The sequence below is a fragment of the Intrasporangium chromatireducens Q5-1 genome, from assembly GCF_000576575.1.
Lineage (GTDB): Bacteria > Actinomycetota > Actinomycetes > Actinomycetales > Dermatophilaceae > Intrasporangium_A > Intrasporangium_A chromatireducens.
On record NZ_AWQS01000349.1, the window covers coordinates 1 to 3,024 of the forward strand.

At 69.6% G+C, this 3,024-nt stretch carries 3 protein-coding genes; 2 read left to right on the plus strand and 1 reads right to left on the minus strand.

The features are described from left to right. Positions 1–82: 82 nt before the first annotated feature. Both N864_RS20780 and N864_RS20785 read left to right on the plus strand, forming a co-directional pair. Positions 83–1,270, plus strand: coding sequence for a glycine C-acetyltransferase (locus N864_RS20780; RefSeq protein ID WP_034721871.1), 1,188 nt, complete (start codon positions 83–85; stop codon positions 1,268–1,270). Continuing rightward, positions 1,270–2,316, plus strand: coding sequence for a tellurite resistance/C4-dicarboxylate transporter family protein (locus N864_RS20785; RefSeq protein ID WP_034721873.1), 1,047 nt, complete (start codon positions 1,270–1,272; stop codon positions 2,314–2,316). The genes N864_RS20780 and N864_RS20785 overlap by 1 nt, the downstream gene beginning before the upstream one ends. A 67-nt stretch (positions 2,317–2,383) precedes the next feature. On the opposite strand, the gene N864_RS20790 is transcribed toward N864_RS20785, so the two are convergent. Continuing rightward, entirely contained in the window at positions 2,384–2,839 is a 456-nt protein-coding gene (locus N864_RS20790; RefSeq protein WP_034721876.1) for a pyridoxamine 5'-phosphate oxidase family protein, read from the minus strand. Positions 2,840–3,024 lie beyond the last annotated feature (185 nt).

A 3,024-nucleotide genomic window follows, 5' to 3' on the forward strand; every position in this document is an offset into this window, starting at 1 on the left:
GCAACCGGAGTTTGCGCTCGCTCGACGGGTGGTGGTGGGGGAGCAATACGCTGGGCGGACCCCGACGCACTAAGGAGAGCCGATGTACGGCAAGGTCAAGGACGAGCTCGCCGCCACCCTGCAGGAGATCCGGGACGCGGGCCTCTACAAGCAGGAGCGGGAGCTCACCTCGCCCCAGTCCGCCCACGTGACGACGACCCAGACGCAGGCGCTCAACTTCTGCGCCAACAACTACCTCGGGCTCGCCGACGACCCGGGCATCGTCGAGGCGGCGAAGGTCGGGCTCGATGAGTGGGGCTTCGGGATGGCGTCGGTCCGGTTCATCTGTGGCACCCAGACCCCGCACCGGCGGCTCGAGCAGCGCCTCTCCGAGTTCCTCGGCACCGAGGACACGATCCTCTACTCGTCCTGCTTCGACGCGAACGGCGGCTTCTTCGAGGTGCTCTTCGACGCCGAGGACGCGATCATCTCCGACGAGCTCAACCACGCGTCGATCATCGACGGCGTCCGGCTGTCGAAGGCGCAGCGGTTCCGCTACCGCAACGCCGACATGGCCGACCTGCGCCGCCAGCTCGAGGCGGCCCGTGACTGCCGTCGTGTCGTCATCGCGACCGACGGCGTCTTCTCGATGGACGGGTCCTACGCGCCGCTGCCGCAGATCTGCGACCTCGCCGAGGAGTACGGCGCGATGGTCTTCGTCGACGACTCGCACGCCGTCGGCTTCGTGGGGGAGGGTGGCCGGGGCACGCCCGAGCTCTTCGGGGTCCAGGACCGCGTCGACGTCGTGACCGGCACGCTCGGCAAGGCGCTCGGTGGGGCGTCGGGCGGCTACACGAGCTCGCACCGTGAGGTCGTCGAGCTGCTGCGCCAGCGCTCGCGGCCCTACCTGTTCTCCAACTCCGTCGCCCCGGCGGTGGTCACCGGTTCGCTCGCGGCGCTCGACCTCATCGCCGCCTCGCACGACAAGCGGGACCGGCTCCGCCGCAACACCGAGCTGTTCACCGATCTGATGACGGACGCCGGCTTCGACCTCCTGCCCGGGACCCACCCGATCCGGCCCGTGATGTTCCCGGGCGACGACGGCGCCCGGCGGGCCACCGAGATCGCGGACCACATGCTCAAGGCGGGCGTCTACGTCATCGCGTTCAGCTACCCGGTCGTGCCGAAGGGCAAGGCCCGGATCCGGGTCCAGCTCTCGGCGGCCCACACGGAGAGCGACATCCGCGCCTGCGTCGAGGCGTTCGCCGCCGCTCGTGACGCCGTGGGCTGATGGCGGACCCCACCCGCCTCGACCGCGTCAGGGGCGGGGTCGAGGCACTGACGCCCGGCTACTTCGCCCTCGTCATGGCGAGCGGCATCATCTCCCTCGGGCTGATGCTCGTGGGCTTCGTCGTCCTGTCGCACGTCCTGTTCGCGGTGTGCGGCCTCGCCTATGTCGTCCTCTGCCTGCTCAACGCCTGGCGCTTCCTCCGCTACCGGTCCGCGATGGTCGCAGACTTCCGGGCCCCGAAGCGGGCCTTCGGCTTCTTCACCTTCGTCGCCGGCACGAACGTCCTCGGGGCCCGCGCCGGTGCCGAGGGCTGGTACACCTTGACGGCCTGGCTGTTGGGCATCTCGTTCGCCGTGTGGCTCCTGCTCGGCTACGTCATCCCGTGGAGCGCGGTCCTCAGCAGGACGGAGCGACCCGTCGTCGCGCTCGCGAACGGCACATGGTTCATCTGGGTCGTCGCGAGCCAGTCCGTCGCTGTGTCGGCGGCCACGCTCGAGGTCGTCTTGGAGGGCCGCCGCCAGTACCTCGCGATCCTCGCCGTCCTGTCCTGGTCGGTCGGCGTCTTCCTCTACGTCGCGTCGGCGATCATCGTCTCGCTGCGGATCATGCTCTACGACCTCGACCCGCGTGAGTTCGACCCGCCCTACTGGGTCTCGATGGGGGCGGTCGCCATCACCGTCGTGGCCGGCGCCCGGATCGTCCAGATGCACTCCGCCCCGATGGTCGACGCGACGCGTGGCCTGATCGCGGGCCTCTCGGTCGTCTTCTGGGCGTTCGCGACGTGGCTCATCCCGGTCCTCGTCGCCGCCGGGGTGTGGCGCCACTACGTCCGCAAGGTGCCGCTTCGCTACGAGCCGACCCTGTGGAGCATGATCTTCCCCCTCGGCATGTATGCCGTCGCCGGCATCTACCTGGGCCGTGCCGACCACCTGCCCCTCGTCGAGTGGATCGGCTCCCGGTGGCTGTGGGTCGCCGTCGCCGCGTGGATGGTCGTCTTCGTCGGCATGGCCAGAGGCCTGGTGCGCGGGCTGGCGGCGCGCGCGTGACGCGCGAGCCGGCCCAGCGGCATACGAACGAGGCCGTATGCCGCGGAGCCGGCGGCCGCTCGCTGCCTCAGCTCTCCGCGACGTCCACGCGCGCCCGGGTCCACGGGCGCGACAGGTCGAACCGGCGTCCGGAGATCTCGTCGACGGCGACCGCGACGACGGTGTACTTCGGGGTGCCGACCCACGGCCGCAGCGGGAGCTGCTCGACGACGTAGGCGTCCTCACCCTCGACGAGGTGCGCCCGGCCGCGGACGACGACGCTCGTGGCGTGCTCGCCGACGATCTCGTCGACCTCGAAGGCGACGTCGTCGTTCATCGTCACGCCCAGCACCTTGCTGCCCTCGGCGGTGAGGAAGATCAACCGCCTCCCCTCGACCGCGTAGTTGATCGGGACGATGTGGACCTCGCCCACGAGGTGGAAGGCGAGGCGCCCGAACTCGTGGGTGCGGAGGAACTCCCAGGACTCCTCCGGGTGGAGGACGTGCACGGGATCACCCGCGAACTCATACTGGTACTCGGACATGGTGGCCACCTGCTCTCCTCAGTCAGCCTGGTACTACCGAGTGTAGTAGACGATGGCGGCGGAGGGGAGGGGGAGGGGTGGGTGAGGCTCGTCGCACCATCCCAGATAGACGGTGCACTTCCTTCCCATCGAGCGTGCAGTAAACCCGATCGAGCGTGCAGTAATCCCGATCGACCGTGCAGTAA

Excerpts from the sequence above, each read along its gene's own strand:
- N864_RS20780 (WP_034721871.1), top strand. The coding sequence starts at position 83 with ATGTACGGCAAGGTCAAGGACGAGCTCGCCGCCACCCTGCAGGAGATC.
- N864_RS20785 (WP_034721873.1), top strand. The coding sequence starts at position 1,270 with ATGGCGGACCCCACCCGCCTCGACCGCGTCAGGGGCGGGGTCGAGGCA.
- N864_RS20790 (WP_034721876.1), bottom strand. The coding sequence starts at position 2,839 with ATGTCCGAGTACCAGTATGAGTTCGCGGGTGATCCCGTGCACGTCCTC.